Raw genomic sequence first — 26,974 nt, 5'->3', positions numbered from 1 at the left:
TCAGGCTTCGTCGAACGGCCGGATCGAGTCGGGAACCACGCGCGCGCCGTGCTCGTCGATCAGGCGGCGCACGTCCGGGTCGGCCATGAATGCGGCCTCCGCGGCGGCCTGGCGCTCGTCGCGCGCACGCTCGTTGCGCTCGCGCAGCGACACCACCGATTTGTCGGCGTCCTGGAAATGGATCTGTGGCGCCGAGCCGAGCTTGATTGCCAGCGCGTCGGCCAGCGCCTGCACCAGGCCGGTGGCACGCAGGTGTTCGTCGTCTGGCGGCAACGACAGGCGAAGCACGCCCTCACGACAGGCGATGAAACCGGCGTGCTCGGCCAGCAACCGCGCCGGACCACGCAGGCCACTGCCCAGCACGAAGGCATGCCAGTCGTCGGCGTCTTCGATCTCGGGGAAGTCCTGGAGGGCGACAACCGGTGCTGCGGCGGTGGGCGGGTGTTCGATGGGCGCTGCAGTCGACATCGGCGGCGCCGGCGCCGCCTGGACGTCGGAAGGCGAGACGCCCTCGGCGTCCGGCACGCGCGTCTCGGGCGAGGCCGGCGGACGCGCCAGCGATGCATCGAAGGTGATGGGCCGGGACGCCTGCGGCGGCGCCCACGGCGGAAGGTCGTCGCCCGAATCCGGCAGGGAGCCGGTGCCGCGCGGCATCGCCGCCGCGGCGGGCAGATCGCTCCCGAGCGATTCGGACGTCACTCGCGGCTGGGCCAACGGTTCGTCGATCGGCCCCGGCGGGACGGGCATCGGTTCACGGTGCACTGGCGTGGAAGCCGAGGCCGCTTGGGTCGTCATCGCCGGCGCATCGCCCACGGTTTGGCTCACGGAGGTGATCACGGCGCGCTCCCCGCTGGCCGCCGGCATGGCGGGCAGCGCTGCGGCCGGGAGTGCAGCGAGGTTGTCGACGACGTCGCGCACCGGCGCATCGGGTGCGGCGGACGCCGCGGCCGAAGCGTCCATGCCGCCACGCGTCGCCGCGGGCGCCACCGAGCTCGATTCGCGTCCGGGTTGTGTGCCACCGGCCTCGTTGCCGGCCGGCCGGAACGCGAGCATGCGCAGCACGCTCATCTCGAATCCGGCGCGCGTGCTGGGCGCCAGCGGCAGATCGCGGCGCCCGTTGATGGCCATCTGGTACCACAGCTGCACCACTTCCGGGCGCAGCTTCGCGGCCAGCCCCTCGATGTCCACGGCATCGGCCTCGATCGCCACATCCGGCACCAGCTGTCGCACCTGCACGCGGTGCAGGGCGTCGCCCAACGCCTCGAGCACGCTGCCCCAGTCCGGCGAGAACTCGGCGAGCACGCCGACCTCGGCCATCAGTGCGGCGCCATCGCCGTCGGCCAACGCCCCGAGCAATGCACCCACGCGGGTGCGGTCGACCGATCCGAGCATCGTCGCCACCGCGGCATCGCCCAGGGCGATCTCACCGCCGGCGCCGGTGTAGCCGATTGCCTGGTCGAGCAGCGACAAACCATCGCGCAGGCTGCCATCGGCGGCCTTGCTGATCTGGCGGATCGCGCCGGGGTCGGCGGCGATGCCCTCGGCGGCGAGGATGCGGGTGATCTGGCCGCTGATCTGCGCCTCGTCGAGGCGCTTGAGGTTGAACTGCAGGCAGCGCGACAGCACCGTGACCGGCAGCTTCTGCGGGTCGGTGGTGGCCAGCAGGAACTTCACGTGCCCGGGCGGTTCTTCAAGCGTCTTGAGCAGCGCGTTGAAGGCCGATTTCGACAGCATGTGCACTTCGTCGATCAGGTAGACCTTCACCCGGCCGCGACTGGGCATGTACTGGGCGTTGTCGATCAGGTCGCGCACGTCATCCACGCCGGTGTTGGACGCGGCGTCGATCTCCAGCAGGTCGATGAAGCGGCCCGCGTCGATGTCGCGGCAGGAATTGCACTCCCCGCACGGGTCGGCCGAGGTGCCGGCCTCGCAGTTCAGCGACTTGGCGAAGATCCGCGCGATCGTGGTCTTGCCCACGCCACGGGTGCCGGTGAACAGGAACGCGTGGTGGACGCGGCCCGAGTCCAGGGCATTGCTGAGCGCGCGCACCACGTGCTCCTGCCCGACCAGTTCGGCGAAGCGCCTGGGGCGCCATTTGCGGGCAAGGACGAGGTAGGACATCGGAGCCTTTGCGGGAAGTCGAAGGGGGCCCAGCGCCGCCGATTCCGCGCCCGAAAACCGGGCGCGACCGCCAGCGGGGCGATGCGCAGGCCGCGAGAACGCGGCGCGGGTTCATTGTGCCATGGCCATCCGTGACAACCGTGGCCACGACGACGCGATTGCACCTCCCCCGGAAGGCGACTTGTCCGCGACCGCCGCGACGGCTAGACTCTGCGCCCCTGAAGCCGGCCGGACGCCGCTTTCAGGTGCAGTACCCGGAGAGGTGTCCGAGTGGTTGAAGGAGCACGCCTGGAAAGTGTGTAAGCGTCTAAACCGCGCTTCGGGGGTTCGAATCCCCCTCTCTCCGCCAGTTCCACGGGCCCGCCGCTACACCGCACACCGTGCGGATGCAGCGACGGGCTTCGTATAAGTGCTGTCGTGAATGCAAGTGCCGTCGTGAATGTGGTTGCAAGTGTCCATGGTGGCCCCGTCGGCCCCTCGCGACGCTAGGTCGAAAACCCCGCCAGGGCCGGAAGGCAGCAACGGTATCGACTGACGCGGGTGCCGAGGTCAGCCGGCGGGGCCATCGCCTTTTTCGGGCACCGCCGATCGCGCAACGCCTCGTCCGGATTCCTCGCCCCGTGCGCCCCGCCTCACTTGCGCCGCCTCGCGTGCCTCGCCTCACACGCCTCTGGGGACGTGTTCAGCGCGATCCTTCCTGTGGATGCAGCCAGCCGGCGTCGCCGTCGGCATAACGCTCGTGCTTCCAGATCGGCACGCGCGCCTTGACCTCGTCGATCACGAACCGGCACGCGGCAAACGCCGCATCGCGGTGCGCGGCGCTGACGCCGACCCAGACCGCCAGCTCGCCCACCGCCAGCTCACCGACTCGGTGAATGCAGCACGCATCGGCAATGGAGAAACGCTGCACGGCCTCGGCCAGGATCGCCTCCCCTTCAGCCTGCGCAAGCTCCGCGTACGCCTCGTAACGCAGGCCCAGCACCGCACGCCCCTGATGGTGATCACGCACCCAGCCCTCGAAACTGGCGTAGGCGCCGGCATCGGCGCGCAGCAGGCGAGCGCGCAGTGGCGCGATGTCGAAGGGCGCGCTGGCCAGTTGGAAGCGTTGCGGGGTGGTCGGGCGGGTGTCGGTCATGCGCTTGAGGCTCGTTGTGCACTTTGCATCGGGAATGCGGGCTGCGGATGTCGGTAGAACCCGGCCTACCGTGATCGCGTGGCGTCAGCCGCCGCTGACCGGCGGAATGAATGCGACTTCACTGCCCGCGCGCGGCACGTCACCCCAGTGGGCGAACGCGCCATCGACCGCCACCCGCAGTCGATCGACTGGCAGTGCGAAGCCGTGTCGCGCCTGCAGACGCAGGTAGAGCGCGCGCAGGTCGGCGGCATCGGCGACCACCGTTTCGGTCTCGCAGCCGGCGGCATCGCGCAGGCTCGCGAAGTACAGCACGGTCAAGGTGCCCGACGGCAATGCGCCAGGCGACATCGCGCGCTCGGAGGTCATGCCTTCCGAGGTCATGTTTTTCGAGGTCGGGCTTTCCGATGTCATGGCGTCCCCACGTCGCGCTTGCCGCCGCGCTTTCCCAACAGCTTGGCCGGCCCGATCACGATGGCGTGCGACAACGCCTTGCACATGTCGTAGACCGTCAGTGCGGCGACCGTGGCGCCGGTCAGCGCTTCCATCTCGACGCCGGTGCGGTGGACGGTCTTCACCGAGCACTCGATGCGCAGTGTGGTCGGGCCGTCCCAGTCGATCGTCATCCGGCAGCCGTCGATCGGCAACGGATGGCAGAACGGAATCAGCTCGTGCGTGCGCTTGACCGCCATCGTGCCGGCGATGATCGCGGTATCGACGATGCCGCCCTTGGCGCTACGCAACCCACTTTCGTGCAACTGCGCGGCCACTGCACGAGGGAACGTCACCCGGCATCGCGCGCGTGCCTCGCGGGCCGTCGCCGGCTTGGCCGACACGTCGACCATCGCCGGCCGTCCGGCCGGGTCGATGTGGGTGAGGCTGCGCTTGCTCGACTTGCTCAACGTGGGTTGCTCCAAGGCCTTTGGATGCACAACGGGAGTGGCTGGCGAAACAACGCCGCATCAGCCGCCAACGAGAAACATCTCGACATGCCGACGCGACGCCACCGCGTCACTGCCGCGCAGTTCGCTGTAGCGGTCGCCACGACGCGCCCACAGCTCGGCGACACGGTCGGCCAGGGCCAGCTCGCCGGCGGCGATCACCGGCCGCAGCGGCACACCCTCGCCAGCGAACAGGCAGGTGTACAGCGCGCCGTCGGCGGAAACGCGGGCGCGATGGCAATCACCGCAGAACGGCGCGCTGACCGAGCTCACGAAACCGATCTCGCCACCGCCATCGACGAACCCGTAGCGCGAAGCGACTTCGCCGCGATAGGTCGGCTCCAGCGGTCGCAGCGGCCAACGCGCGTGGATCCGCTCGAGCAGCTGCGCAGACGGCACCACACGTTCGCGGCGCCAGTTGTTGCAGTTGCCGACGTCCATGTACTCGATGAAGCGCAGCACGTGGCCATGCACGCGCGCGTAGTCGACCAGCGCCGGCACTTCGCCGTCGTTGACACCCCGCTGCACCACGCAATTGAGTTTGACCGGTGCCAGGCCCGCGGCCTTTGCGGCGGCAATGCCCGCCAGCGTGTGCGCCACTTCGCCGCGTCCGCCGGACAGTTCACGGAACATCGCCGGATCCAACGCGTCCAGGCTGACGGTGACCCGGCCGAGACCGGCGTCGCGCAGGGCCTGGGCCTGCGTCGCCAGCAGCGCGCCATTGGTGGTCAGCGCGATGTCGTCCAGTCCGTCGATCGTCGCCAGCCGTCGCACCAGGTCGGCCAGGTTGCGCCGCAGCAGCGGTTCGCCACCGGTCAGGCGCAGCTTGCGCACGCCCAGTCGCACGAAACCGCGCACCAGCGTCTCGATCTCGTCGAACGACAGGCGCGTGGCGGCATCGAATCCGTAATCGTCCGGCACGCGATCGGCCGGCATGCAATACGGGCAGCGGAAGTTGCAGGCCTCTATCACCGACAGCCGCAGGTCACGCAGCGGCCGGCCGAGCAGATCGCGCGGCGGCGGCAGGAAATCGGGCACAGCGTTCACTCCGGCGTGGCGCGGGCGGCGCTCGGCTCGGTCAGCACAACGACCTCACCCGGACGACCGACGCGATAACCGCGTGCCGTCAGGATATCGCCGTCGGCGGCGCTGGCGTAGTGGTAAAGCATGCAGCGCGCCAGCAGTTCACGCGGGTACTCGCGCTCCAGGTCGTCGATGCCACTGTGCGACGGATTGCCGTGCAGGGCGCAATCGTGCGCGACCAGCTCGCCGGCATCGGCGAATTTTGCCAATTGCTCCGGGATCGGCCGGGTATCGCCGGTCCACACCACGCTGCCGTGCAGGCGCAGGCCAAACGAGGTATCGGGCCAGTGGTGACGCGTGCCAAACACCTCCAGCCGCACGCCGTCATGCCAGAACGCGTTCGACACCGGGATCACGTGGAACGCGTCCCAGAAATTCACGCCGCCCTCGGCCAGTGCGTTGGGGTAGTCGCCCACGCGCTGGTGCAGCAGCGGCACCAACGGCGCCGGCACGTACAGGCGCACCTTGCCGCGCCATTGGGGATCGAACCAGCTGTCGACGAACAGTCGCTCGAAGCCGGCGACGTGGTCGAGGTGTACGTGGGTCAGGAACAACGCGCGCGGCGGCTCGCCGTAGTGCGCCATGAACGAGGTCAGGCCTTCCCCGCCGCAGTCGACGGTGAGCCACGGCTTGCCGTCGCGCTCGATCGTGGCCATCGCCGAGCCGAGCTCGACGGCCGCCGCGTTGCCCACGCCGTTGAGTCGCAGTGTCCAGGACATGTCAGTACCCACGCGACCAGACATTGTCGTAGGCCGCTCGCAGGCGGGCGTAGTCGCGCTCGACCTCGTCGACCGAGCGCCCGCCACGCAGCTTCAGCAGCGATCGCTTGAGCCGGGCGAGGTTGCGCTCGCGCCACGGTGTGGCCGGGATGCGCATGCGGCCCCGGTCCAGGTCGATGATCCAGCCGCGGCCGGTCGGGTCGAACAGCAGGTTGTGCGCATTGAGGTCGGCATGATCGAGCCCGGCGCGATGCCCGCGCGCGATCAGCCGGCCGGCCTCCTCCCACGGCGCACCATCGCCCGCCACGCCGGCGCGATCGGCCAGAGTGCGCACGTGGTCTAGGCGATCGAGCAGGATTGCGGCGCGGTAGTACATGCCTTCTCGGCGATAGTAAGCGGCGATCGGCTGCGGTACCGGCACGCCCTTGGCGGCCACGGCGCGCGTCAGGCGAAACTCGGCGAAGCTGCGCGTGCGGGCCGCGCCGTGCCACAGGTAGCGATCGCGGTTGAAATGGGCCATCACGCCGCCGCGCAGGTAGCAGCGCAGCAGCGCAGGACCGGCAGGGCCGTCGACAAACCAGGCGCCACCGCGGCCACCGCTTTGCACCGGCCGCGCCTGCTGCCCCCAGAATGCCGGGGAAAACCATTGCGGGTCCGCTTGCCGCACGCGCGTGGCGTCGAACAGAATCGCGCCGTAGCCGCTGTCATCGCGGAACGGCGTCAATCCTTCGGTCGCGTCATACCCCGTCATCAGTCGGAGTCTAACAATTCACGCATCTCACGCACCTGCCTCGCTCTCCCTGCTGCGGCTTTCCGCGCTTGGTGATGTCACCCACGTGGTCCCACTGGTGCGCACACTACGTGACGCCTGGCCAACGCTGCCACTGACCTGGGTAATCGGCAAGGGCGAGCGACGCCTGCTCGACGGCCTCGAGGGCGTCCAGTTCATCGAGTACGACAAGAAGACCGGCCTGGCCGGCATGCGCGCACTGCGCCGGGAGCTGCAAGGCCAGCGCTTTGACGTGTTGCTGCAGATGCAGGTGGCAGCGCGCGCAAACCTCCTTTCGGCATTCATCCCGGCCAAGCGCCGGATCGGCTACGACCGCGCGCGCTCCAAGGACGGCCACGGACTGTTCATCAACGAACGCATCCCCGACCGACCCGGCATCCACGTGCTCGATGCGCTGGGCAGCTTCTGCGAACCACTGGGCCTGAAGCAGACCACGGTGCGCTGGGACCTGCCGGTGCCGGCGGAGGCTCGCGACTGGGCGCGCGCGCAATGGCCCCAGGACGGCGTGCCCACGCTGCTCATCTCGCCGTGCTCGAGCCATGCACTGCGCAACTGGTATCCCCAGCGCCATGCCGCGCTTGCCGACCACGCGATCGCACGCGGTTGGCGCGTGGTGCTGTGTGGCGGGCGCAGCGAGCTTGAACGCAGCACCACTGACGCCATCGTCGCCGCCATGAAAGGCACGGCGCTGGATCTGGTCGGCAAGGACACGCTGAAACAACTGCCTGCGCTGCTGGAGCGTGCGGACCTGGTGGTAACCCCCGACTCGGGCCCGATGCACATCGCCAATGCGATGGGCACCAAGGTCATGGGCCTGCATGCAGCCAGCAATCCGGCGCGCAGTGGGCCCTACAGCGACCGCCGCTATTGCGTCGACCGTTACGACGACGCGGCCCGCAAGTACCTGGGCAAGCCCGCTGGCGAGCTGAAATGGGGCACCAAGATCGAGCACGAGGGCGTCATGGACCTGATCACGGTCGAGGACGCCATCGCGGCATTCGAACGCTACGTCAGCGACCACCCATCCAGGTGACATCGCCGCGCGCACGCGCGGCTGGCCGGATCGGCGGCCGCGACACTGGGAACATCGCCACTACCGACCAACCGGATCGGCGCACGTGGGGCGTCAGCCTGCCGGGGCCGTACCGGTCCCGTAGTCCTGGTACGACTTCTCCTCGACATAGCTCGATCCGAGCGCGAGGTTGATGTCCTTCTTGATGCGCGCGCGCGTGTCGTTTTCGAAGTACACGCTGCGGGCCAGGCGGATGAATTCCGCATCGAACGCCTGCGCCTTCTCCTTGATGCGGATGTCGTCCTCGATCACCCACAGCCGTTCGTTGACGGCCTTGAGGTCGGCGCGCAGCCGCACGATGTCGCTGCCGGCGGCCGGATGGGCCATCCAGGTGTTTTCCAGCGCGGACAGCTCGTTGCGGACATTGACCAGCTTGGCCGGGTCTTCCATGCGCTCGGACTTGATCTGCAGGATCGCGATCTTGTCGAGCAGTTCGCCAAAGGACACCGGAACCAGGATCTCGGACATGGACGCCATCTCAGTCATTGTGGGGGGGCGACAGTGTAACGGCCTGCCATTGCCGCTTGTCGAACGGCGCCTGGCCCCGTATCATCCCCCGGCTGCAACCCGGAGAGGTGGCAGAGTGGTTGAATGTACCTGACTCGAAATCAGGCGTGCGTTTATAGCGCACCGGGGGTTCGAATCCCTCCCTCTCCGCCAGATTTGCCAACGCCTCCGCAAGGAGGCGTTGTTGTTTTTGGCCAACGAGCCGCTCGATCCGAGGCGAGTCTGACTAGGTCTTTGCCTTGCCTCGCGGCCGCTCGCCCGCGATGATTCCGTTACCCGCCCTAAAGACCCCGAAGCGAAACGGCATGATCCACTCATGATCGAATTCGGACACCTGACGCACGTCGGCCTGCGCCGGGAGCTCAACGAAGACACCTATTACGGAGACAGCGACCTGGGGCTGTGGCTGGTCGCCGACGGCATGGGCGGACATGAATACGGCGAAGTCGCCAGCGCCCTTGCGCGCGAGGCCATCGTTCGCGAGATCCGTGACGGCACGTCGCTGGCGCAGGCGATCCGCATCGCTGACGAGGAAATCATCCGCACTTCGCGACGTCGCAACGACGCCCTGCCGATGGGCACCACCGTGGTAGCGGCGCGCGTCAGCGGCAATCGCTTTGAAGTGGCATGGGTCGGTGACAGCCGCGTTTACCTGTGGCGCGACGGCCAACTGGCGCAACTGTCGCAGGACCACAGCTACGTGCAGGAGTTGATCGCCAACGGCGCCATCACCCACGAGCAGGCACGCAGCCACCCGCACCGCAACGTGGTGACCCAGGCCCTGGGCGTGACCGATCCCCGCAACCTGAACGTCGAAACGATGACCGGCGAGCTGCGTCCCGGCATGCAGCTGTTGCTGTGCAGCGATGGCCTGACCGAAGAGGTAGACGACGGCAACATCGCCACGGTTCTCTCCCAGCAGGGCTGCAGCGCACAGGAATGCGTCGATTCCCTGGTGGCCGCCGCGCTCGACGGCGGCGGTTCCGACAACGTCACCGTGGTGCTGGTGCGCAACCACTGACGCGGCGCGCGGCGCGGATGCGCCGGCTCCGCCCCCGCGTTCCGGGGACGCGATGAAGCACGGCAGGACGTGTCAGGCGGCGACTTCGTCGACCGGCACCAGCCACTGGTCCCAAACCGCCTTGCCAGCCTTCTTGCGCAGCTTCTCCAGGCGCGCCTCGTGCGCGGCAAGGTCTTCGTCCTCGATCGCCACCCGCGGACGTGGACGGCTGGCATCGAGCTGCACGGCGACCGCCTCGACCGGCGCGTCGACGCCATCGGCACTGCCGAAGCCGATTTCTTCCTGCCCCGACGTCAGTGCGATGTAGACCTCGGCGAGGATCTGCGCATCGAGCAACGCGCCGTGCAGCTGCCGGTGACCGTTGTCGACGCCCAGGCGCTTGCACAATGCATCCAGCGAATTGCGCTGGCCCGGGAACTGCTTGCGTGCCAGCAGCAGCGAGTCTTCGATGTTGCTCGCGTGTCCGGACACCGTGCCGTACTGCGGCCCGAGGCGAGACAGCTCGTGATCGAGGAAGCCCACGTCGAACGCAGCGTTGTGGATCACCAACTCGGCGCCGGCGATGAAGGCCAGGAATTCGTCGACGATCTCCTCGAACCGTGGCTTGTCGGCCAGGAATTCGAGGGTGAGGCCGGTGACTTCCTGGGCGCCCTGCTCGAACTGGCAGTCGGGTTTGAGGTAGGTATGGAACGTTCGGCCGGTGGGTCGGCGCTCGACGAACTCGACGCAGCCGATTTCGACGACGCGGTTGCCGTTGCGCCAGTTCAGGCCGGTGGTTTCGGTATCAAGGATGACTTGGCGCATGCGGTTCAGTGTAGTGGGCGGTTGGGCCAGGAGAAAACGACGGTGCCGTGCCGCGGCGACTGCATGGGGCTCAGGCGGTGCGGGTCGCCCGTCCGCTGGCGCGCACCGCGGCCGCGGCCGCGCTTGCCAGTCCATCCACGCGCTCGTTGTCGGGGTCGCCCGAGTGGCCCTTGACCCACTTCCACTCGATCTGGTGACGCAGCGACGCCGCGTGCAGGCGCTCCCACAGGTCGCGATTCTTGACCGGATCGCCGCCGGCCGTCTTCCAGCCGCGCCGGACCCAGTTCTTCATCCATTCGGTGATGCCCTGGCGGACGTACTGGGAATCGGTGGTCAGGGTCACGATGCACGGCTCGGTCAGCGCCTCCAGCGCCATGATCGCGCCCATCAATTCCATTCGATTGTTGGTGGTGTCGGGTTCGCCACCGGAGAGCTCGCGCTCCTGGGTCTTGTAGCGCAGCAGTGCGCCCCAGCCGCCAGGGCCCGGATTGCCCAGGCAGGCGCCGTCGGTATTGATGTTGATCGTCTTGCGAGGGGATTCGGTCATCGCCCCATTATCACCGAGCGTCGACGGTCACCGGCAGTCTTCGCGTGTCCGCGCGGCACTGTCGCGTCGCAACGCGCCGCCGGCATGCCAGCGCAACTGGCGCAGTGGCGTTGGCGGCACGAGTGCGTGCGCACGCTTGCCGGCGGTCAGCACGAACGCCGCGCGCAACCGGTCGGAGGCCGCGACGCCTGCCTGCGTCGGCTCATCGGGCCGCCAGCGCGGTCCCACCCATTGCAGGCTCAGCGAGTCGGTCGCGAACCCTGCGCCGCGCAACGCCGCCTGCCATTGCCCGGGAGCGCGCGCGCGCAGCCCGGACCCGGTCCAGCGCAGGCGGTACGGCGTCCAGGGGTTGAGCGCCGCCAGCCACAGCATGCCGCCCGGGATCAGCACGCGCGCGCATTCGTCGAGCAACCCGTCGATGTCGTCATCGCCGTCGACCACGTGCTGCAGCAGCACGACGCCCAGTGCCTCGCTCGCCAGCGGCAACGGCAGCGAACAGCGCAGGCTGCCCGAGAACCCGCCGCCGTCGCGGACCAGGGTGACGCCCCGTCCATCGCTTGTGATCGGCGCGGTGGCCGCGGACAGGCCGAACCAGGCCCAGGGCAGCGCGGGCCGCCCGGACAGCAGGCGCGTCATCGCCGCCGATTCGCTTGCAAGCACGGCCTGGCCGGCCGGTGTGTCGAACCAGGACCGGGCAGTTTCGGGTTGACGGCCGTAGGACAGGGCGGGCATGGTCGCCTTCCGCAACAGGGCGCGACAAGGAAGGAGCGTTGATTCTGCGACAAACCCGCCCGTCCGGGTGACTTGTCGTACCGACGCCCGCAGGGGCAGCCACGGAGCCTGTGACGATGCGCCTGAAACCGCTGTCCGCATTCAGCGACAACTACATCTGGACGCTTGAGGGGCCGGCAGGCAAGGCGCTGGTAGTCGATCCGGGCCAGGCCGCACCGGTGCTGGCTGCGGCAGATCGTGGCCTGGAACCCGTCGCGGTACTGCTGACCCACCATCACGACGACCATATCGGCGGCGTCAGGGCCTTGCTGCAGCGATGGCCTGACCTGGCGGTGTTCTCGCCGGCCGACGAACGGATCGCCTTCCCGGCCATCACCGTCGGCGACGGGCAGCAGATCGAAGCGGCTGGCATCGCGTTCGAGGTTATCGCCGTCCCCGGGCACACCCGCAGCCACATCGCCTACTACGCCGCCGAAGCGGGCGACGGCCCGCTGCTGTTCAGCGGCGACACGCTGTTCAGCTTGGGCTGCGGGCGCCTGTTCGAAGGTAGCGCCGCCCAGATGCACGCATCGCTGTCCCGTCTGGCCACCCTGCCCGCAGAGACAAGGGTCTGCTGCGGCCATGAGTACACGCTGTCCAACGCCGCATTCGCGTGCGTGGTCGACCCCGACAACCCGGCGCTGCGGCGCCGCCTGGAAGAGGCCCAAGCCATGCGCGAAGCCCATCGTCCCACCCTCCCGAGCACACTGGCCGGCGAACTTGCTGCCAATCCGTTCCTCCGCGTCGCCACGCCCGGGGTCCGCACCGGGCTGCAGCAGCGCCTGGGGCGTGAATTGGTCGACGATATCGACGCGTTCGCGGAACTTAGACTATGGAAAGACGGGTTCCGCGCATGAGTCGTGGCCTACGTCCCATCGCGCGGGCCATCGCGGTGGCGGCCCTGATGGGCGCGGGGCTTGCCTGCGCCGCCGCCCCGCCCCGCCCCGCTGTCGATGCACCCGCCCGCGATGCGCCTGCCACCGCGCAACGTGGCGACGCCGACCCGGCCGCAACGCGCAGTGGTCGTGAGATCTACCAGCGCTTTCGCGAGGGACTGGCCGACCCGGCGTGCGGACCTGCCACGAGCGCCCGCTGGAGCGAGCATTTCGCGTCCGCGCCCAGGCGCCTGGCCAGTCGCAACGACGACACGCTGCCGTTGTTCGGCTACGTCGTGGATGCGCTGCGCGAGGCCAACCTGCCGACCGAGTACGCGCTGATCCCGTTCATCGAAAGCGGCTACAAGCCCGAAGCCCGAAGCGCGGCGGGCCCCGCCGGCTTGTGGCAGATGATCGCGCTGACCGCGCGCAACCACCACGTGCCGATCCGCGACGGCTACGACGGCCGGCTCTCGCCGGTCGATTCGACGCAGGCCGCGGTGCGCTACCTCAAGACGCTGCACGGCATGTTCGCCGGCGACTGGCGGTTGGCCGTGATGGCGTACAACGCGGGCGAGTACCGCGTGTTCGGCGCGCTCAAGCGCAGCGGCCAGACCGCGCGCAACGCGCGCCCCGATCAGCTGGCGAGCCTGTCCGACACCACCCAGTCGTATGTCCGCAAACTGCATGCGCTGTCGTGCCTGATGGAGCGCGCGGACGATCGCGAGGAATGGCTGCGCGCCCTCGACCGGCCGGTCCCGCGGCTGGAGGCGGTGGAACTGCCGTCGAACACGACGCGCCTGCAGGATTGGGCGACGCGGACCGGCCGGGACGCGGCGCAACTGCAACGCCTGAACCCCGCGCTCGCGAACGGACGCATCCAGCCCGCACCCGGGCGGCCCACCCGCGTCCTTGCCCCGACCGGCACCGCTGTATCGGCCGATGTCGCCTCGGCGCAGCCCCAGGTGCCGGACGCCCCGCAAGCCCTCGACACGCCGGAGCAGCGCACGCCCGCCAGGTCCCGATCCGCAACCGGGACGACGGATCCCGCGGGCGCGCCACGCCGCCATACCGTTGCCGCCGGCGACAATCCGTGGACGATCGCGCGGCGCTACGGCATCCGGGTGGCGGAACTGCTGCGCCACAACGATCTGCCCGCCGGAAGCATTCTCCGGCCCGGCCAACGTCTGTGGATCGACGGTCACTCGGCAAAGTCACCCTGACCGGGCGGTGCGCCGGATCGCCCGGCGTGCCGACAGCCCATGCCCGTGGCCTGGAATCGGAACCTCGATGTGGCCGACGACGGCCGCCCAAGGCACACTAGAGTCTTTGCTCGGCCGCGTTCCGGCCCCTTCCCCACTTCCCTGGAGCACCCATGGGTTTCCTGCAAGGCAAGCGTGCACTGATCACCGGCATCGCCAGCGAGCGTTCGATCGCCTCGGGTATCGCTGAAGCGATGCACCGCGAAGGCGCCGAACTGGCGTTCACCTACCAGAACGACAAGCTCAAGACGCGCGTCGAAAAGGCTGCGGCGGAGTACGGCAGCAAGATCGTGCTGCCGCTGGATGTCAGCGACGACGCACAGATTGCCGCCTGCCTCGAGCAGCTCGGGCAGCACTGGAGCGACGGTTTCGACATCCTCGTGCACGCGATCGCCTATGCCCCGCGCGAAGCGATTGCCGGCCAATTCCTCGATGGCCTGACCCGCGAGAACTTCGCGATCGCCCACGACATTTCGTCCTATTCGCTGGCGGCGATGGCCAAGGCCGCGCGTCCGTTGATGGCCGGCCGTAACGGTTCGATCCTCACGCTGAGCTATCTCGGCGCAGAACGGGCGCTAGCGGGCTACAACGTGATGGGCGTGGCCAAGGCGAGCCTGGAAGCGACCGTGCGCTACCTGTCGTACAACCTCGGTCCGGAAGGCACGCGCGTAAACGCGATCTCCGCCGGTCCGATCAAGACGCTCGCCGCAGCGGGCATTGCCGGTTTCCGAAAGATCCTCGGCCACGTCGAGGAAAACGCTCCTCTGCGTCGCACCGTCACGATCGAAGACGTCGGCAACGTTGCGGCCTTCCTGTGCTCCGACCTGGCTGCCGGCGTCACGGGCGAGATCACGTACGTCGATGCCGGCTACAACATCGTCGGCATGACCGGGATCAGCGAGTAAGTCGATCGAATAAGCCGATCGAACGCGGGCAGGCCGAGAGGTCATCGCCCGACGCAGACAAGCAAAAGGCCCGGTGAAAACCGGGCCTTTTGCCATGCGTCGGTACGGAAACGCTTACAGATTCGACTCGACCACCTTGATGCGATAGCGCTTGCGCAGCGCGCTGAGCATTGCCTTGGCGTCCTCGTCACCACGCATCTGGGCAATGCCCTGGCGCAGGCCCGCACTCTGCTCAGGCGGCACGGTGGCCGGATCGGTGGGAATCACTTTGTTGACCGTGAACAGCACGATGCGGCCATCGGCAAGAACCGCCTTGCCAGGCGCGCTTTTGCCCTCCGCCGGCGGCGCGGCGGCAAACGCCGCTTCCGACACCACCGGCTCGGGCATCGGCGCGCCGCGCGGCAGGTCCGGAATCTCCTGCGGCGGCTCGGCCTGCTTTTCCGTGGCAATCGTGGCCAGCGACTCGCCGGCGCGCAGCCGGGCAACCAGGGCATCGGCGTCCTTCATGGCCGCCTTGGCCGAACGATCGGCGCGCACGCTGGCGATTACCTTGGCCTGGACCTCGGACAGCGGCAGGGTGCGCTCGGGATTGCTCGCCACCACGCGCACCAGGACGCTGTGGTTGGGCGCGATCTCGATCGGGTCGCTGACGGTTCCGTCCTCGATCAGGCTCTCGGAGAACACCGCGCGCTTCACCGCGGGCGTGGCGAGGATGCCCTCGCTGGCATCGCGCGCGAACGGCCCAAGCTTCTGGACCGGCAGGTTCATCGCGCGCGCCGCTGGCGCGAGCGACGACGGATTCTTGTAGACCAGGTCGATCAGCTTGGTGGAAACATCGTTGAAGGCGCGATCCCGGTCAGCCTCGGCCTGCTCGCGGGCGAGCTGTTCGCGAACCTGCTCGAACGGTTGCTGGGTTCCACTCTTGAGCTCGCGCAGCTGGATGACGTGCCAGCCGAAGTCGCTCTTGATCGGACCGCTCACCTCGCCAAGCTTCATGGCAAACAGCGCGTCTTCGAACGGACCGACCATCATGCCCTTGCCCACCCAGCCCAGGTCGCCGCCGGTGCCCTTGGATCCGGCATCGTCGCTGTTGGCGCGGGCCAGCGCCGCGAAATCCGCGCCGGGCGCTTTCGCGTCGGCGGCCAGCTTGGCGGCCTTGTCCTGCGCCGCCTTCTGCGCGGCAGCGTCGCCACCTTCCGGGACACGCACGAGGATGTGCGACGCCAGGCGCTCTTCAGCGGCGGCGTAGCGCGACTTTTCCTGCTCGTAACGAGCACGCAGCGCGGCTTCGTCGGCGGCCGCCGGCACCGGCATGGCAGCGGCGTCAAGTTCGACGTACTCGATGCTGACCGTCTGCGGGGCGCGGAACTGTGCGGGATGCGCGTCGTACCAGGCCTTGATCTCGGCCGCGCTGACAGCAGACGTGTCCGGTGCCGGTGACGGGAGCATCACGAGACTGACGCTGCGGCGTTCGCCAAGCAGCTTCATCAGTCGATTGAGCTCACCGTCGGTAACGAACCCGGTGGTGCCAACGCCGCGAGACAGCAGCGACTGACGCAGTTGGATGCGGACCCCGTCCTCGAACTGGCGCGGGGACTGCGCGGGGACCTGCGATGCGAGCACGAGCTGGTAGCGCGTGGCGTCGAACTTGCCATCGACGTGGAAGGCCGGTACCGACTGGATCGCGTCGCGCACCTGCAGATCGCTGATCACGATCCCGGCGTCCTGCAGCGCGATGCCCTGCACCTTCTGGTCGATCAGCGATTCGAGCACGGCACGTTTGCTGTCCATGCTTTCGAATGCACGCGGATCAAACGCCTCGCCCATCTGCGTCCGCTGCTGCTGGCGCATCAGTTCGAACTGCTTGCGGAACTCGTCGGCACTGATGGTTTCGTGCTGCCAGAACACCGACACCGGCCACCACGAAGGTGCGGATTTCCACCAGCTCGGCGGTGCGTCGATGCGCACAACAGCGTTGTCGTTGCGCTGGCCCATGTACTGCTCGATGCCGACGAAGGCAAACGGAATGGTCAGCAATCCCAGGACCACGGTTGCGATCCAGCCGGAGGTCTTGTCGCGAAGTGTTTGCAGCATGTCGAGATCGGGTCGGGACGGAAGCCCGAGAGTGTAGCGTGCCTCTGCCCGTCTGGCGTCCGTCGGCGTCTGCGCCAACTCACTGTACTGACACCCGAACGTCGAGCAGGACGCCAGATGGCGCGCGCCGGGATCCTCAAGACGAAAAAAAAGCCCCGTTTCCGGGGCCTTTGGTAAAACTGGCGGAGTGGACGGGACTCGAACCCGCGACCTCCGGCGTGACAGGCCAGCATTCTAACCGACTGAACTACCACTCCGCACTTTGAAACTTGCTGCCCGACAATTATAGCGTGATGAACCAACCATCGCACCACGTTGCCTTCTTCAAAAACAGAGGCGCCGATGAGGGCGCCTCTGGCAAAACTGGCGGAGTGGACGGGACTCGAACCCGCGACCTCCGGCGTGACAGGCCAGCATTCTAACCGACTGAACTACCACTCCGCACTTTGAAACCTGTCGAACCAACTCGTGGTGCTGTTGGTGGGTGCTGAGGGTTTCGAACCCCCGACCCTCTCCGTGTAAAGGAGACGCTCTACCGCTGAGCTAAGCACCCGAGCGAGTTGCTCAGTTTACAGCATCCTTCAGCGCCTTGCCAGCCTTGAATGCAGGATTCTTCGAGGCCTTGATCTTGATCGTCTCACCGGTCTTCGGGTTGCGGCCCTGGCGAGCAGCGCGCTTGCGGACCTGGAAGGTGCCAAAGCCGACGAGCGTCACGGTGTCGCCCTTCTTCAGCGCCTTGGTAATGACACTGACCATCGCGTCAACGGCACCGGCGGCGTCGGTCTTCGACAGCTCGGCCGCATCGGCGACGGCACTAACAAAATCAGCCTTGTTCATTCTTTTTGACTCCCTTTGCGGCGCGATGCCGCAGTGTTCTGAGAATCGGGTGGAGACTCACGTGCACTCCCCCGACCGACCTTGCCGAAAGGCGCTGGTACAAGCCAGCCGCCAAACGGTTGCGTTCGTTATACCAGTGGCATTTTGGGGGTGCAAGACTGAAAGCTAGCAATGACGGGGCTTCCAGCCGATTCCGCCCGATTCCGACCAAAGGTCACGTCAGTGCTTGACGTTCGGCGCCGATGATGATTTGCCACGACGCCTGACCGGCACCTCGGGGACCACCGGCGTGGTCGCCGGGGTGACGGGTCGCTCGAGTGCGATGTCGAGCACTTCGTCGATCCAGCGCACCGGCACGATCTTCATTCCCTGCATGACGCTCTTGGGGAGGTCGGACAGATCCTTCTTGTTCTCGTCGGGGATGATCACCGTGGTGATGCCGCCACGCAGCGCCGCCAGCAGCTTCTCCTTCAACCCGCCGATCGGCAGCACGCGGCCGCGCAGCGTGATTTCGCCAGTCATGGCCACCGCGGCCTTGACCGGATTCTTGGTCAGCATCGATACCAGTGCCGTCGCCATCGCGATGCCTGCACTGGGTCCGTCCTTCGGCGTCGCGCCTTCCGGCACGTGCACGTGCACGTCGTGCTTCTGCAGGAAGTCCAGGTCGATGCCCAATGCCTCGGTGCGCGCACGCACGACCGACAGCGCGGCCGACGCGGACTCCTTCATGACATCGCCAAGCTGCCCCGTCAGGATCAACTGGCCCTTGCCCGGAACCAGGGTGGCTTCGACCTGCAGCAGGTCACCGCCGACCTCGGTCCAGGCCAGTCCGGTGACCAGGCCGATCTCGTTCTGTTCCTCGGCGCGGCCAAAGTCGTAGCGCCTTACGCCCAGGTACTTGTCGAGATTCTTCGAGGACACGTTGATCGCGCCGTCCTTGCCCTTGCGGACCTTGGGGCCGGCCAACGCGATTTCCTTGACCACCTTGCGGCAGATCTTGGAAATCTCGCGCTCGAGGTTGCGAACGCCCGACTCGCGCGTGTAGTAGCGGACGATGTCGCGCACCGCGCTCTCGGCGATCTTCAGCTCGTCGACCTTCAGGCCGTTCGCCTTGATCTGCTTGGGCATCAGATAGCGCATCGCGATATTGAGTTTTTCTTCCTCGGTGTAGCCGGGGATCCGGATGACTTCCATGCGATCGAGAAGCGGACCGGGGATGTTGAGCGAGTTGGACGTCGCCACGAACATCACTTCGCTGAGGTCGAGGTCGACCTCCAGGTAGTGATCGTTGAACGCGTTGTTCTGCTCGGGATCGAGCACCTCCAGCAACGCCGAGGACGGATCGCCACGGAAGTCCATCGACATCTTGTCGATCTCGTCGAGCACGAACAGCGGGTTCTTGCTGCCGACCTTGTTGAGGTTCTGCACGATCCGGCCCGGCATCGATCCGACGTAGGTCCGACGATGACCGCGGATCTCGGCTTCATCGCGCACGCCGCCCAGCGACATGCGCACGAACTTGCGATTGGTGGCCTTGGCGATCGATTGGCCGAGTGAGGTCTTGCCGACGCCTGGCGGGCCCACCAGGCACAGGATGGCCCCCTTCATGTTCTTGACGCGCGTCTGCACCGCCAGGTACTCGAGGATTCGCTCCTTGACCCTCTCGAGGCCGAAGTGGTCGGCATCGAGGACGTCCTGGGCGGACTTGAGGTCCTTGCGGATCTTGCTGCGCTTCTTCCACGGCACGCCGAGCAACCAGTCGAGATAGTTGCGAACGACGGCGGCTTCGGCCGACATCGGCGACATCTGCTTGAGCTTGTTGAGTTCGGACTTGGCCTTGACCTCGACCGGCTTGGGCATGCCGGACTCGGCGATCTTGCGGGTCAGCTCATCGATGTCGTTGGGCGCGTCCTCGCTCTCGCCGAGCTCCTTCTGGATCGCCTTCATCTGTTCGTTGAGGTAGTACTCGCGCTGGCTCTTCTCCATCTGCGACTTGACGCGGCCGCGGATGCGCTTTTCCAGCTGCTGCACGTCGATCTCGCCGTCGACGAGTCCAACCAGTTGCTCCAGTCGTGCACCGATCGCGTGCGTCTCCAGCAACTTCTGCTTGTCGCCGATGCGCACGCCCAGGTGGGCGGCGATGGTGTCCGCCAGTCGGCCGGGTTCATCGATGCCGGCGAGGGTCTGCATCAGCTCGGGCGGCAGCTTGCGATTGGTCTTCACGTACTGCTCGAACAGTCCCATGAGCGACCGCGTGATGGCGTCGAGTTCCCGCGGTTCGCGGTCCAACGCCGGCTCGATCATCGTCGCTTGCCCGACCAGCACCGAATCGCGCTCGTTGACGTTCTCGACCTCGACGCGTGAGACGCCTTCCACGAGCACCTTGATCGTGCCGTCGGGCAGCTTCAGCAATTGCAGCACCTGGGCGAGCGTGCCGATCGCATAGAGATCCGTCGCGCCCGGATCGTCGGTTTCGGCGGATTTCTGGGCCACCAGCAGGATGCGCTTGTCCGATTCCATGGCCTGGTCGAGCGCGCGGATCGACTTGTCGCGCCCCACAAACAGCGGGATCACCATGTGCGGGAATACGACGACGTCGCGCAGCGGCAACACCGGCAAATCGAACGTGTCGCGGTCGGTCGGGTCGGTCATGGGGGCTCCGGGGAAAGCAGGGCCAGCGTCGCACGCGGCCGGGAATTTGGTGGGCGCGATGGCCCATGGCGACGGTTATGGGGGCCGGCGCAGACGGATGCAAGCAGGCCGCGCTCGATGGCGCGGCCTGCTTGTCAATTTCCCTTTTTTATCAGCCACTTATGGCTGAATGCAGCACGCCATGAGCGTGCCGCCAGCACCGGATCAGTCGCCGGACGCCGCCTTGGGCGCCGCCGCCGGGGGCGTCTGGTAAATCAGGTACGGATCGGTCTTGTGATCGATGACCGATTCGTCCACCACGACCTTGCTGACGTTCTCCAGCGACGGGAGGTCGTACATCGTGTCCAGCAGCACCGATTCCACGATGGTTCGCAGGCCGCGCGCGCCGGTCTTGCGCTTGAGCGCCTTGCGCGCGATCGCCGCGAGGGCGTCCGGCCGGAACTCCAGCTCGACACCTTCCATGTCGAACAGCTTGCGGAACTGCTTGGTGATCGCGTTCCTGGGCTCGGTGAGGATCGTGATGAGCGCAGCCTCGTCGAGTTCCTCGAGCGTTGCGACCACCGGCAGGCGACCCACGAACTCGGGGATCAGACCGAACTTGATGAGATCTTCCGGCTCGACGTCGGCCAGGATCTTGCCCGTGTCGGCCTTGATCGTGCTGCTCTTGACCTTGGCGCCGAAGCCGATGCCACCCGCCTCGGTGCTGCGCTGCTGGATGATCTTCTCCAGGCCGGCGAACGCACCGCCCACGATGAACAGGATGTTGCGGGTGTCGACCTGCAGGAACTCCTGCTGCGGATGCTTGCGCCCGCCCTGCGGCGGCACGCTGGCAACGGTACCCTCGATCAGCTTGAGCAGGGCCTGCTGTACGCCTTCGCCGGACACGTCACGGGTGATGGACGGGTTGTCGGACTTGCGCGAGATCTTGTCGATCTCGTCGATGTAGACGATACCCTGCTGCGCCTTCTCGACGTCGTAGTCGCACTTCTGCAGCAGCTTCTGGATGATGTTCTCGACGTCCTCGCCAACATAGCCGGCTTCGGTCAACGTCGTGGCATCGGCCATCGTGAACGGCACGTTGAGCATGCGCGCCAGCGTTTCGGCCAGCAACGTCTTGCCCGAGCCGGTGGGACCGACCAGCAGGATGTTCGACTTGGCCAGTTCGACGTCGTCGTTCTTCTGGCGGCTCTCGATGCGCTTGTAATGGTTGTACACCGCGACAGCGAGCGTGCGCTTGGCGCGCGCCTGGCCGATCACGTATTGATCGAGGACCTCGAGGATCTCCTTGGGCTTGGGCAGGTGGCTGCGCGCCGACTGCGCCTTCTCCTCGAGCTCCTCGCGAATGATGTCGTTGCACAGCTCGACGCATTCATCGCAGATGAACACGCTCGGGCCCGCGATGAGCTTGCGGACTTCATGCTGGCTCTTACCGCAAAACGAGCAGTAGAGAATCTTGTTGCTGTCGCCCGTACCGCGGCCTTGTCGCTCTTCGCTCATGCTTCCGCCCAAGTGGTGCTCTTAGTCTCCGCAACCCCGCCACTGCGGGGTTTGCGGGTGTTACGGCCCGAGAATAGCACAGCGATCCGGCCAGCCACGAAGGCTGGAGCCCGGGCCAAACCGCTGGTACATCAAAGGCTTAGGAAGCCTGGATCGAATCGTCCGGGCGGCGCTCGAGGACCTGGTCGATCAAACCGTACTCGCGCGAGGCCTCGGCGCTCTTGAAGTTGTCACGTTCGGTATCGCGCGCAATCGTCTCCAGCGCCTGCCCGGTGTGCTTGGAAAGCACCTCGTTAAGGCGTTGGCGCAGGGTCAGGATCTCGCGGGCATGGATGTCGATGTCCGTGGCCTGGCCCTGGAACCCGCCCAGCGGCTGGTGGATCATCACGCGCGAATTCGGCAGCGCGTAGCGCTTGCCGGGTGCACCCGACGCCAGCAGCAGCGCGCCCATCGAAGCAGCCTGGCCGACGCAGATCGTGCTCACGTCCGGCTTGATGTACTGCATGGTGTCGTAGATCGCCATGCCCGCGGTCACGACGCCGCCGGGCGAGTTGATGTACAGGCTGATGTCCTTCTCGGGATTGTCGGCCTCGAGGAACAGCAACTGGGCGACCACCACGTTGGCCATGTAGTCGTCGATCGGACCGACCAGGAAAATCACGCGTTCCTTGAGCAGGCGCGAGTAGATGTCGTACGCCCGCTCGCCACGGCTGGTCTGCTCGACCACCATCGGAACGAGGTTCAAGGCTTGGGTTCGGTTATCCATTCGACGGCACCTGTGGGCATGCGAGTTGGGCGCTGGAAGCAAGCGCGGTCCGGTCAACTTGGGGCCGACCGGACCGCAGCGCAAGACCTAGCGAATCGGAAACGCGCGTTGCTGCGTGATGTTACTGACGGATCGCGTCGCTGAACGACATGGACTGCTCGGTGTGCTGGGCGCGCTCGGCGATCCAGTCGATCACCTGCTCTTCCATCACGCGTGCCTGCAGGCCGGACATCAGCTGCTGGTCGTTGCGGTAAAGCTCGATCACCTGCTGCGGCTCCTCGTAGGTCGAAGCGATCAGCTTGAGGGTCTCGTTGAGGCGCTTGGGATCCAGGGTCAGTTGGTTGCGGCGGGCGATCTCGCCCACCAGCAGGCCCACCAGCACGCGCTTGCGCGCCGGCTCCATGAACGTCAGGTGGGCATCGGCCGGCGCGTCGACCGGACGGCCCTGGCGACGGGCCTGCTCGATTGCCTGGCGGGCCATGTCGCGGGCCTCGCCCTCGACCAGCTTCGGCGGCATTTCGACCTGTTCGTAGGCGGCGATCAGCTGCTCGCCCACTTCACGGCGCAGGCGGGTCATCAGCGCGCCCTTGAGCTCGCGCTCGAGGTTGCTGCGGATGTCGGCGCGGAACTGCTCGGCGTCGCCGCTCTTGATGCCGAAGCTCTTGATGAACGCATCGTCCACCTCGGGCATCACCGGCTCGGAAACCTTGGTGGCCTTCAGATGGACAGTGACCGTGCGGCCGGCGAACTGCGGCACGCGCCAGTCAGCCGGGAAGTCGATCTCGGCCTGCTTTTCCTCGCCCGCGACCATGCCGGTCATCGCCGCTTCGATCGCCGGGAACATGGCGCCCGAACCGATGATGCTGGCACCGCGCTCGACGCCCTCGGCGGGCACGCGCTCGTCGCCGGCCACCGACCAGGTCTCGATCTCAACCGCATCGCCTTCCGTCGCGGCGCGCTCGACCGGGTTCCAGGTGCGGCGCTGCAGACGCAGGTTCTCGACCATGGTGTCGAGGTCGGCGTCGCTGACCTCGGCGGTGTGGCGGATCACGTTGAGCTTGGCGACGTCGATGTCGCCGAAGTCCGGCACCACCTCGAAGGTCGCGACGAACGACAGCTCGGCGTCGGCCGCCGGTTCGATACGCGGATTGCCAGCCAGCTGCAGCGCGTTCTCGCGCACGGCGTTGCTGAAGCCTTCGCGCAGCAGACCGTCGAGGATCTCAGCGCGGACCTGCTCGCCGAAACGCTGCTCGATGACCTTGGCGGGCACCTTGCCCGGACGGAAGCCCTTGATCTTGGCGCCACGCGCGATCTCACGCAGGCGACCGCCGACCTGGCTTTCGAGGCGGTCGGCCGGAAGGCTGAAGGTCATGCGGCGTTCAAGGGTACCCAGCGATTCGACCGAAACTTGCATATCCACTCCTGCTACCGCGGCGCTCGGGCGCGGAACAATGTTGATGACCTGGTTGGCCGCGTGCGGGCACGGCAGCCCCGTACCGCCCATGCGGAACGCAGTAGTTTGGCTGATTACGCGCGTCGCTGCCAGCGCCCCGGCGGAGGCCAGGGGGCAACGGATCGTCGGGTGGTGCGAAAGGCGGGACTCGAACCCGCACGGGGGTTACCCGCTGGAACCTAAATCCAGTGCGTCTACCAATTCCGCCACTTTCGCGCATGCCGCACCGGCACTGCCGGGGCGTTGAGGAGCGTACCGCACATAAAGAAAAAAGCACCTGGGGATACCAGGTGCTTTTTAGTATTGGTGGGCTGTCAAGGATTCGAACCTTGGACCTATTGATTAAGAGTCAACTGCTCTACCAACTGAGCTAACAGCCCGAAACGTCTGCGAATTGTACTGCAAAAAAACGTGGGGTGGAAGACGGGATTTGAACCCGCGACCCCCGGAATCACAATCCGGTGCTCTAACCAACTGAGCTACATCCACCACAGAAACCACATGAAGCATTCTTGCATGACTTGGCGCGCCCGGCAGGAATCGAACCTGCAACCACCGGCTTAGAAGGCCGGTGCTCTATCCGGTTGAGCTACGGGCGCCAGTCGGACATCTTAACTGACGCCAGCCCAGTGGTCGGGGCAGAGGGATTCGAACCCCCGACCCTCTGGTCCCAAACCAGATGCGCTACCAGACTGCGCTATGCCCCGAAGCCGGGCTTTCGTTGCGCGCCAACGCCGCGAAAGGCCGGCTATTTTGCGTGCAACCAGGCGCCGTGTCAACGTGCGTCTGCGCGCCGGCCGCGCGGCTGTGTATGCTCGCCCCCATACCCTGGCGCCAATCAAAGGAGCAACCATGCGCAGCGGCAATCCTGCATTGAAGGAATCCACGTTCCTCGACCTCGGCACCGGTGCGCTGAGCCGTGGCGACAACGAGGTAATGTCCCTCAATGGCACCGTCAACAAGACCGGCGCGCTGCTGTTGCTGTGCGTGCTTACCGCAACGTTCGCGTGGCACCAGGTGAGCACGCCGGACGGGATCGTCGGCGCAGCCCCGTACGTGTGGGGTGGCGCCATTGGCGGCCTGGTGCTGGCACTGATTACCACGTTCAAGAAGACCTGGTCGCCGGTGACCGCGCCGCTGTACGCCCTGGTTGAAGGCTTCTTCCTTGGCGCGATCTCGGCGATGTTCAACCATCGGTACGAGGGCATCGTGCTGCAGGCGGTGATGCTGACGATCGGCACGCTGTTCGCGCTGCTGTTTGCCTATCGCACGGGCCTGATCAAGGCCACCGAGAACTTCAAGCTGGGTGTCGCTGCGGCCACCGGCGGCATTGCCCTGCTCTACCTGGTCAGCTTCGGACTGAGCTTTTTCGGCATCCGCGTGCCCTACATCCACGAGTCGGGCCTGATCGGAATCGGGTTCAGCCTGTTCGTCGTCGTGATCGCGGCACTGAACCTGGTGCTCGACTTCGACTTCATCGAGACCGGCGTCGAGCAGCGCGCACCCAAGTACATGGAGTGGTACGGCGCGTTCGGCCTGATGGTCACGCTGGTGTGGCTGTACATCGAGTTCCTGCGCCTGCTGGCCAAGCTGCAGTCGCGCAACTGAGACAACGCGGCATCGACAGGAAACGAAAAAGGGGCGCGGTTGCGCCCCTTCTTCGTTTCAGCCTGCCGTGTCGCGCCGGGGCGCTCAGCCGGCAGCCGTGGACGGCGCCGGTTGTCGCGCGCGATTGCGTGTCGGCCACAGCATCACCGCGATGGTGATCGCCCCCAGCAGCCAGCTGTAGTAGACGCTTCCTGCCAGCGCCAACGGCGACACGGCGCCCAGCGACGCAGCCAGCAGGATCTGCGCGCCATACGGCAGCACGCCTTGTGTGACGCACGCAAAGATGTCCAGCACGCTGGCCGCGCGCGCAGGCGCCACGCCATGCTGCTGGGCGATGTCGCGGGCGAGGCTGCCGCTGATCAGGATCGCGACGGTGTTGTTGGCGGTGAAGACGTCGGCCGTCGTCGACAAGGCGGCAATGCTGATTTCACCGGCGCGGCGGCTCTTGTGTCCGCGTGCAAATCGACCGATTGCCTGGGCCAGCCAAGCCAGGCCGCCGGTAGCCTTCATCAGTGCGCCCAGCCCGCCAACCAGCAACGACAACAGCGTGATCTCGACCATGCTTTCGAAGCCTTCCCAGACGTGGGAGGCGTAGGCCGCGACGCCGAAATCCTCGGTAAGGAACGCACCGAAGGCGCCTGCCACCAGCAGTCCAACGCTCAGGACGATGATCACGTCGACACCCGCCAGGGCCAGGCCGAGCACCACCAGGTACGGCACGATCAGCCACGGCGAGACGGGGTCGAGGGTCTGCACCGGCGCGGTATCGCCGACAAACCCGAGCACCACGAGCGTGATCAGCGCCGCGGGAAGCGCCAGCTTGAAGTTCTCGCGGAACTTCGCGCGCATCGTGCAGCCCTGCGTGCGGCTGGCGACGATGGCGGTGTCGGAGATCACCGACAGGTTGTCACCGAAGGTGGCACCGCCGATCACCGCACCGAGTACCAGCGCGCGATCCAGGCCCGACGCATCGGACACGCCTAGTGCAATCGGCGCGACCGCGGCAATCGTGCCCATCGACGTGCCCAGCGACAGCGAAATGAATCCGGCGACCAGGAACAGGCCCGGCAGCAGCAGCGCCGGCGGCACGTTGCCGATGCCCAGCGCGACGATCGCGTCGACTGCGCCAATCGCCTTGGACACTTCGACGAAGCCGCCTGCCAGCAGGAAGATCAGGCACATCAGCATCACGTTGCTGTCGCCCATGCCCGACAGCAGCGTGTCCAGCGCCGGAAGCTTGCGGCGCCAGGCGATGAACGCCGCCAACGCCAACGCCGGCAGGATCGCCACCGGCGCGCGCAGCTGGTAGAAGCCCATCGCCTCGCCGTGCGCGGTGAAGTACAGCCCGGCACCGAAGAACAGCGCCAGGAACAACAGCAAGGGGGTCAGCGCGATCGCGCTGGGGCGGACCGCCGGGGCCGGTGGCGCATTCATCTCTTTATCCGAATGGAACTAATCAGATCATTTTGCAGTGCAACACGGGCGCTGTCGAGTAACAGGGCCAGAACACAGCCTCC

Annotated in this window: 24 protein-coding genes, 10 tRNA genes and 1 other RNA gene; 9 read left to right on the top strand and 26 right to left on the bottom strand. The window is 66.7% G+C overall.

Features of this window, described 5'->3' with window-relative positions; translation table 11 throughout:
* Positions 1-2,121 (bottom strand): DNA polymerase III subunit gamma/tau, encoded by a 2,121-nt coding sequence (gene dnaX, locus EER27_RS03885; protein ID WP_123086730.1) that lies wholly within the window; start codon positions 2,119-2,121, stop codon positions 1-3.
* A 256-nt stretch (positions 2,122-2,377) separates the two neighbouring features.
* On the opposite strand from dnaX, the gene EER27_RS03880 reads away from it, so the two are divergent.
* A tRNA-Ser gene (locus EER27_RS03880) sits at positions 2,378-2,470 on the top strand.
* Positions 2,471-2,587: 117 nt separating this feature from the next.
* An RNA gene (ffs, locus tag EER27_RS03875) (signal recognition particle sRNA small type) lies at positions 2,588-2,684 on the top strand.
* A 119-nt stretch (positions 2,685-2,803) separates the two neighbouring features.
* Here ffs and EER27_RS03870 read toward each other — a convergent pair.
* The 6 genes from EER27_RS03870 to EER27_RS03845 all read right to left on the bottom strand — a co-directional run bounded on the left by EER27_RS03870 (position 2,804) and on the right by EER27_RS03845 (position 6,747).
* The gene (locus EER27_RS03870) at positions 2,804-3,256 is read right to left on the bottom strand and encodes a molybdenum cofactor biosynthesis protein MoaE (RefSeq protein WP_123086729.1); all 453 of its coding nucleotides are present in this window, start codon (positions 3,254-3,256) and stop codon (positions 2,804-2,806) included.
* Between the two features lie 84 nt (positions 3,257-3,340).
* Positions 3,341-3,604 (bottom strand): MoaD/ThiS family protein, encoded by a 264-nt coding sequence (locus EER27_RS03865; protein WP_123087245.1) that lies wholly within the window; start codon positions 3,602-3,604, stop codon positions 3,341-3,343.
* Between the two features lie 59 nt (positions 3,605-3,663).
* Entirely contained in the window at positions 3,664-4,155 is a 492-nt protein-coding gene (moaC, locus tag EER27_RS03860) for a cyclic pyranopterin monophosphate synthase MoaC (RefSeq protein ID WP_223807164.1), read from the bottom strand.
* A gap of 60 nt (positions 4,156-4,215) precedes the next feature.
* Positions 4,216-5,241: a GTP 3',8-cyclase MoaA gene (moaA, locus tag EER27_RS03855; RefSeq protein WP_123086728.1), complete on the bottom strand. Its 1,026-nt coding sequence runs from the start codon at positions 5,239-5,241 to the stop codon at positions 4,216-4,218.
* On the bottom strand, positions 5,238-5,996 hold the full coding sequence (locus tag EER27_RS03850) for an MBL fold metallo-hydrolase (RefSeq protein ID WP_123086727.1): 759 nt from the start codon (positions 5,994-5,996) through the stop codon (positions 5,238-5,240). Before EER27_RS03850 ends, moaA begins: the two co-directional genes overlap by 4 nt.
* A 1-nt stretch (position 5,997) precedes the next feature.
* Positions 5,998-6,747, bottom strand: a complete 750-nt coding sequence (locus tag EER27_RS03845; RefSeq protein ID WP_123086726.1) for a 3-deoxy-D-manno-octulosonic acid kinase — start codon at positions 6,745-6,747, stop codon at positions 5,998-6,000.
* A 16-nt stretch (positions 6,748-6,763) separates the two neighbouring features.
* Between EER27_RS03845 and EER27_RS03840 the strand changes: the two genes are divergently transcribed.
* Positions 6,764-7,819, top strand: coding sequence for a glycosyltransferase family 9 protein (locus EER27_RS03840; RefSeq protein WP_123086725.1), 1,056 nt, complete (start codon positions 6,764-6,766; stop codon positions 7,817-7,819).
* Between the two features lie 93 nt (positions 7,820-7,912).
* Here EER27_RS03840 and EER27_RS03835 read toward each other — a convergent pair whose 3' ends face one another.
* Positions 7,913-8,326: a DUF6165 family protein gene (locus EER27_RS03835; RefSeq protein ID WP_123087243.1), complete on the bottom strand. Its 414-nt coding sequence runs from the start codon at positions 8,324-8,326 to the stop codon at positions 7,913-7,915.
* 101 nt (positions 8,327-8,427) lie between these two features.
* On the opposite strand from EER27_RS03835, the gene EER27_RS03830 reads away from it, so the two are divergent.
* Both EER27_RS03830 and EER27_RS03825 read left to right on the top strand, forming a co-directional pair.
* A tRNA-Ser gene (locus tag EER27_RS03830) sits at positions 8,428-8,518 on the top strand.
* Between the two features lie 163 nt (positions 8,519-8,681).
* Positions 8,682-9,386, top strand: coding sequence for a PP2C family protein-serine/threonine phosphatase (locus tag EER27_RS03825; protein WP_123086724.1), 705 nt, complete (start codon positions 8,682-8,684; stop codon positions 9,384-9,386).
* Between the two features lie 72 nt (positions 9,387-9,458).
* On the opposite strand, the gene dnaQ is transcribed toward EER27_RS03825, so the two are convergent.
* The 3 genes from dnaQ to EER27_RS03810 all read right to left on the bottom strand — a co-directional run bounded on the left by dnaQ (position 9,459) and on the right by EER27_RS03810 (position 11,469).
* Positions 9,459-10,190 carry a DNA polymerase III subunit epsilon gene (gene dnaQ / locus EER27_RS03820; protein WP_123086723.1) on the bottom strand — a complete coding sequence of 244 codons (732 nt, stop codon included), beginning with the start codon at positions 10,188-10,190 and terminating at the stop codon, positions 9,459-9,461.
* Positions 10,191-10,260: 70 nt separating this feature from the next.
* Positions 10,261-10,737 (bottom strand): ribonuclease HI, encoded by a 477-nt coding sequence (gene rnhA / locus EER27_RS03815; protein ID WP_123086722.1) that lies wholly within the window; start codon positions 10,735-10,737, stop codon positions 10,261-10,263.
* Between the two features lie 27 nt (positions 10,738-10,764).
* Complete coding sequence (locus EER27_RS03810; protein ID WP_190285635.1) at positions 10,765-11,469, bottom strand: methyltransferase domain-containing protein; 705 nt, start codon at positions 11,467-11,469, stop codon at positions 10,765-10,767.
* Positions 11,470-11,585: 116 nt separating this feature from the next.
* On the opposite strand from EER27_RS03810, the gene gloB reads away from it, so the two are divergent.
* The 3 genes from gloB (at position 11,586) to EER27_RS03795 (ending at position 14,550) form a co-directional block, all read left to right on the top strand.
* A complete protein-coding gene (gene gloB / locus EER27_RS03805) occupies positions 11,586-12,365 on the top strand; it encodes a hydroxyacylglutathione hydrolase (protein WP_123086720.1) in 780 nt (259 codons plus the stop codon).
* Positions 12,341-13,606, top strand: a complete 1,266-nt coding sequence (locus EER27_RS03800; protein WP_425480813.1) for a lytic transglycosylase domain-containing protein — start codon at positions 12,341-12,343, stop codon at positions 13,604-13,606. Before gloB ends, EER27_RS03800 begins: the two co-directional genes overlap by 25 nt.
* Positions 13,607-13,758: 152 nt before the next feature.
* Complete coding sequence (locus EER27_RS03795) at positions 13,759-14,550, top strand: enoyl-ACP reductase FabI (protein WP_123086718.1); 792 nt, start codon at positions 13,759-13,761, stop codon at positions 14,548-14,550.
* Between the two features lie 114 nt (positions 14,551-14,664).
* On the opposite strand, the gene EER27_RS03790 is transcribed toward EER27_RS03795, so the two are convergent.
* The 14 genes from EER27_RS03790 to EER27_RS03725 form a co-directional block, all read right to left on the bottom strand.
* Complete coding sequence (locus tag EER27_RS03790; protein ID WP_123086717.1) at positions 14,665-16,644, bottom strand: SurA N-terminal domain-containing protein; 1,980 nt, start codon at positions 16,642-16,644, stop codon at positions 14,665-14,667.
* A 180-nt stretch (positions 16,645-16,824) separates the two neighbouring features.
* Positions 16,825-16,901, bottom strand: a tRNA-Asp gene (locus tag EER27_RS03785).
* A 107-nt stretch (positions 16,902-17,008) separates the two neighbouring features.
* Positions 17,009-17,085: transfer RNA gene (locus EER27_RS03780), tRNA-Asp, on the bottom strand.
* 37 nt (positions 17,086-17,122) lie between these two features.
* Positions 17,123-17,197, bottom strand: a tRNA-Val gene (locus EER27_RS03775).
* Between the two features lie 11 nt (positions 17,198-17,208).
* Entirely contained in the window at positions 17,209-17,508 is a 300-nt protein-coding gene (locus EER27_RS03770) for an HU family DNA-binding protein (protein ID WP_484502468.1), read from the bottom strand.
* A 192-nt stretch (positions 17,509-17,700) separates the two neighbouring features.
* Positions 17,701-20,133: an endopeptidase La gene (gene lon, locus EER27_RS03765; RefSeq protein WP_123086715.1), complete on the bottom strand. Its 2,433-nt coding sequence runs from the start codon at positions 20,131-20,133 to the stop codon at positions 17,701-17,703.
* Positions 20,134-20,337: 204 nt separating this feature from the next.
* Positions 20,338-21,630, bottom strand: coding sequence for an ATP-dependent Clp protease ATP-binding subunit ClpX (gene clpX / locus EER27_RS03760; protein ID WP_123086714.1), 1,293 nt, complete (start codon positions 21,628-21,630; stop codon positions 20,338-20,340).
* Between the two features lie 139 nt (positions 21,631-21,769).
* The gene (clpP, locus tag EER27_RS03755; RefSeq protein WP_123086713.1) at positions 21,770-22,396 is read right to left on the bottom strand and encodes an ATP-dependent Clp endopeptidase proteolytic subunit ClpP; all 627 of its coding nucleotides are present in this window, start codon (positions 22,394-22,396) and stop codon (positions 21,770-21,772) included.
* Positions 22,397-22,517: 121 nt separating this feature from the next.
* Positions 22,518-23,810: a trigger factor gene (tig, locus tag EER27_RS03750; RefSeq protein ID WP_123087242.1), complete on the bottom strand. Its 1,293-nt coding sequence runs from the start codon at positions 23,808-23,810 to the stop codon at positions 22,518-22,520.
* A gap of 169 nt (positions 23,811-23,979) precedes the next feature.
* Positions 23,980-24,065: transfer RNA gene (locus tag EER27_RS03745), tRNA-Leu, on the bottom strand.
* A gap of 88 nt (positions 24,066-24,153) precedes the next feature.
* Positions 24,154-24,229 (bottom strand) — tRNA-Lys (locus tag EER27_RS03740).
* A 32-nt stretch (positions 24,230-24,261) separates the two neighbouring features.
* Positions 24,262-24,338, bottom strand: a tRNA-His gene (locus tag EER27_RS03735).
* Positions 24,339-24,371: 33 nt separating this feature from the next.
* A tRNA-Arg gene (locus EER27_RS03730) sits at positions 24,372-24,448 on the bottom strand.
* A 31-nt stretch (positions 24,449-24,479) separates the two neighbouring features.
* A tRNA-Pro gene (locus EER27_RS03725) sits at positions 24,480-24,556 on the bottom strand.
* A 145-nt stretch (positions 24,557-24,701) separates the two neighbouring features.
* On the opposite strand from EER27_RS03725, the gene EER27_RS03720 reads away from it, so the two are divergent.
* The gene (locus tag EER27_RS03720) at positions 24,702-25,457 is read left to right on the top strand and encodes a Bax inhibitor-1/YccA family protein (RefSeq protein ID WP_190285634.1); all 756 of its coding nucleotides are present in this window, start codon (positions 24,702-24,704) and stop codon (positions 25,455-25,457) included.
* A gap of 84 nt (positions 25,458-25,541) precedes the next feature.
* Here the strand turns inward: EER27_RS03720 and EER27_RS03715 are convergent, their stop codons facing one another.
* Positions 25,542-26,891 carry a Na+/H+ antiporter NhaC family protein gene (locus tag EER27_RS03715; protein ID WP_123086711.1) on the bottom strand — a complete coding sequence of 450 codons (1,350 nt, stop codon included), beginning with the start codon at positions 26,889-26,891 and terminating at the stop codon, positions 25,542-25,544.
* Positions 26,892-26,974: the final 83 nt, after the last annotated feature.

The organism is Montanilutibacter psychrotolerans, from assembly GCF_003719825.1.
GTDB classification, from domain to species: Bacteria; Pseudomonadota; Gammaproteobacteria; order Xanthomonadales; family Xanthomonadaceae; genus Montanilutibacter; species Montanilutibacter psychrotolerans.
Note: the sequence above shows the minus strand (reverse complement) of the source record. Positions and strands in the feature narration are given on the sequence as shown.

Excerpts from the sequence above, each read along its gene's own strand:
- EER27_RS03865 (WP_123087245.1), bottom strand. The coding sequence starts at position 3,604 with ATGTCGCCTGGCGCATTGCCGTCGGGCACCTTGACCGTGCTGTACTTC.
- EER27_RS03800 (WP_425480813.1), top strand. The coding sequence starts at position 12,341 with ATGGAAAGACGGGTTCCGCGCATGAGTCGTGGCCTACGTCCCATCGCG.
- dnaX (WP_123086730.1), bottom strand. The coding sequence starts at position 2,121 with ATGTCCTACCTCGTCCTTGCCCGCAAATGGCGCCCCAGGCGCTTCGCC.
- EER27_RS03825 (WP_123086724.1), top strand. The coding sequence starts at position 8,682 with ATGATCGAATTCGGACACCTGACGCACGTCGGCCTGCGCCGGGAGCTC.
- tig (WP_123087242.1), bottom strand. The coding sequence starts at position 23,810 with ATGCAAGTTTCGGTCGAATCGCTGGGTACCCTTGAACGCCGCATGACC.
- dnaQ (WP_123086723.1), bottom strand. The coding sequence starts at position 10,190 with ATGCGCCAAGTCATCCTTGATACCGAAACCACCGGCCTGAACTGGCGC.
- EER27_RS03810 (WP_190285635.1), bottom strand. The coding sequence starts at position 11,469 with ATGCCCGCCCTGTCCTACGGCCGTCAACCCGAAACTGCCCGGTCCTGG.
- EER27_RS03715 (WP_123086711.1), bottom strand. The coding sequence starts at position 26,891 with ATGAATGCGCCACCGGCCCCGGCGGTCCGCCCCAGCGCGATCGCGCTG.
- lon (WP_123086715.1), bottom strand. The coding sequence starts at position 20,133 with ATGACCGACCCGACCGACCGCGACACGTTCGATTTGCCGGTGTTGCCG.
- EER27_RS03795 (WP_123086718.1), top strand. The coding sequence starts at position 13,759 with ATGGGTTTCCTGCAAGGCAAGCGTGCACTGATCACCGGCATCGCCAGC.
- clpX (WP_123086714.1), bottom strand. The coding sequence starts at position 21,630 with ATGAGCGAAGAGCGACAAGGCCGCGGTACGGGCGACAGCAACAAGATT.
- EER27_RS03870 (WP_123086729.1), bottom strand. The coding sequence starts at position 3,256 with ATGACCGACACCCGCCCGACCACCCCGCAACGCTTCCAACTGGCCAGC.
- rnhA (WP_123086722.1), bottom strand. The coding sequence starts at position 10,737 with ATGACCGAATCCCCTCGCAAGACGATCAACATCAATACCGACGGCGCC.
- clpP (WP_123086713.1), bottom strand. The coding sequence starts at position 22,396 with ATGGATAACCGAACCCAAGCCTTGAACCTCGTTCCGATGGTGGTCGAG.
- EER27_RS03790 (WP_123086717.1), bottom strand. The coding sequence starts at position 16,644 with ATGCTGCAAACACTTCGCGACAAGACCTCCGGCTGGATCGCAACCGTG.
- EER27_RS03835 (WP_123087243.1), bottom strand. The coding sequence starts at position 8,326 with ATGTCCGAGATCCTGGTTCCGGTGTCCTTTGGCGAACTGCTCGACAAG.
- EER27_RS03850 (WP_123086727.1), bottom strand. The coding sequence starts at position 5,996 with ATGTCCTGGACACTGCGACTCAACGGCGTGGGCAACGCGGCGGCCGTC.
- gloB (WP_123086720.1), top strand. The coding sequence starts at position 11,586 with ATGCGCCTGAAACCGCTGTCCGCATTCAGCGACAACTACATCTGGACG.
- EER27_RS03720 (WP_190285634.1), top strand. The coding sequence starts at position 24,702 with ATGCGCAGCGGCAATCCTGCATTGAAGGAATCCACGTTCCTCGACCTC.
- EER27_RS03845 (WP_123086726.1), bottom strand. The coding sequence starts at position 6,747 with ATGACGGGGTATGACGCGACCGAAGGATTGACGCCGTTCCGCGATGAC.